Annotated in this window: 1 protein-coding gene; it reads right to left on the bottom strand. The window is 33.3% G+C overall.

What is annotated here, in order from left to right; all coding sequences use genetic code 11:
- The coding region (locus AC1DTM_RS29425) for a patatin-like phospholipase family protein (protein ID WP_477001582.1) at positions 1 to 750 on the bottom strand (750 nt) is incomplete at its 3' end.
- Positions 751 to 845 lie beyond the last annotated feature (95 nt).

Genomic DNA, 845 nt, shown 5'->3' with positions numbered 1-845 from the left:
GCTTATAGGAAGTTGTATACTTGGCTGAATTACATAAAAATTATCTTTTTGTTCGTTGTGATTCATATAAGATACAGTTTCATTATAAAAACGATAATGTTCTACTAAAAGTTCTGCGATTTTCGGATATCTTCTATATAAAATTTTAGACAGTCCAGAAAATTTATTCCGCTGCTTCTCGTATCCTTCTGGCTTTGTCATAATAACAACGTTCTTTTTATAACCATCATTCTGCGCTTTGAAAACTGGAATAGGATCTATAATCCCTCCATCTAACAGTTTTCGATTATCATATTCTACAGCAGGTGCAATAAATGGCACAGAGCTTGAAGCACGAATGATTTTCAAAATATCATTTCCATGTTCTATTTTATTATAATAAACTGCCTGTCCTGATTCGCAATCAGTCGTTCCGATTACAAACTGTTCATTTGAATTTAGGAAGGTTTGAAAATCAAACGGTACAATTTTGTTTGGTACTTCATCAAATAAAAAATCCATTCCAAATAATTCACGTTTTCGAATTAAGTTTCGATAAGATATATACCTGTGATCTGCTACTAGCTCTGTATTTACTTTCTYATTTCTTCCTTTTTGACGTGACAAATATGTTGCTCCCATACACGCTCCAGCGGATACACCGACTACATACGGAAAGAATAAGCCCCTTTCCATAAAATATTCGAGTACTCCTGCAGTATATAACCCTTTCATTCCGCCGCCTTCTAATACTAAACCGATATTCTTCATGCTCAATCCCTCTGCTTCTATTTTCTTAATTACATGTTAGCACAAGATTTTAGGATGAGGTTATATAAATTAATTGCAACAATAACGAAAAACTA

The sequence above is a fragment of the Bacillus sp. P4_D3 genome, assembly GCF_056401855.1.
The sequence above is the reverse complement of the archived record's forward strand: the minus strand, read 5'-3'. Positions and strand labels throughout refer to the sequence as shown.